We start from the raw sequence: 1,093 nt of genomic DNA, 5'->3' as shown, positions 1-1,093 counted from the left end.
ACTGCCATCAAACGCAGTGCTGGCCGATGAGTTCTTGAAGTACTTCGACGGCTTCTCTATCGGTTCAAACGACATGACTCAGCTAACGCTTGGTCTTGACCGTGACTCTGGCGATGTGGCTCACCTATTTGATGAGCGTAACGCAGCGGTGAAAATCATGCTGAAAATGGCAATTGATGCCGCAACCAAAGCACGCAAGTACGTAGGTATTTGTGGTCAAGGCCCATCAGATCATGAAGATTTGGCGGAATGGTTGATGGAGCAAGGCATTAGCTCTGTTTCACTCAACCCAGACACCGTTATCGACACTTGGTTACAGCTAGGTAAAGTTAGCAAGTAATTTGCCGAAAGGAAGCCACTTAACACAAGTGCTCCTAAACCAACGAGACAAAGCCCTCAAGCTGCGGTTTGAGGGCTTTTTTGTTGGGCTTCTATCACGCCCTTGTCAAGGGTACGTGAGTTCGTGACGTCAATCCCAACCTAGAATCATCGTCAATTTTCCCTATCCCAAATTTCACCTAAAATGAAGTAAAACCGACCACGTTTAGGACGAGCTCTAATGAAAAAGCCGATCGTTATCTTAACCACACTTATGTTACTCACCTCTCCTGCTCATGCAGATTGGGACGAGATATCCAACAAAATGTCTGAGCTAGGCGAAGCGGTTTCGGATACTGCGCAAGATGTTTGGGACGACACTAAAGCCTTTTCAAAACAAGCGTGGCAAGATTTCACGAATTGGTCCGAAGAAGCAATCAATACGGCTGGCGAATGGACAGATGCCAGTATCGAAAAAAGCAAAGAATGGATAGATGCCGCAGACAAAAAAATTGATGAGTTGATGGAAGGCGACACGCCAGAAGAAGCGCGTCAAGCGATTGATTTGATGGCCGATAGCACCTTACTCAAACTCTTTAATGAAAAACCAGAAGCGAAAGCGATTTACGATAAAGCTTACGGCTACGCCGTTTTTGATTCTCGCAAGCTCTCTTTGCTTTTCCACACTAATTCAGGCTCTGGTGTGGCAGTAGATAAGACCACCGAAAAACGCACCTACATGAACATGTTTGGTATGGGGGTTGCGCTAGGGCTC

2 protein-coding genes are annotated in these 1,093 nt (G+C 46.4%); both read left to right on the top strand.

Annotated elements, in window-relative coordinates; all coding sequences use genetic code 11:
- The coding region (locus R7093_RS24125; protein ID WP_318146873.1) for a putative PEP-binding protein at positions 1–340 on the top strand (340 nt) is incomplete at its 5' end.
- 219 nt (positions 341–559) lie between these two features.
- Positions 560–1,093, top strand: a 534-nt coding sequence (locus R7093_RS24120; protein WP_318146872.1) for a hypothetical protein, incomplete at its 3' end; no start/stop codon positions are given.

The sequence above is a fragment of the Vibrio sp. 1580 genome (assembly GCF_033340055.1).
Note: the sequence above shows the minus strand (reverse complement) of the source record. Positions and strands in the feature narration are given on the sequence as shown.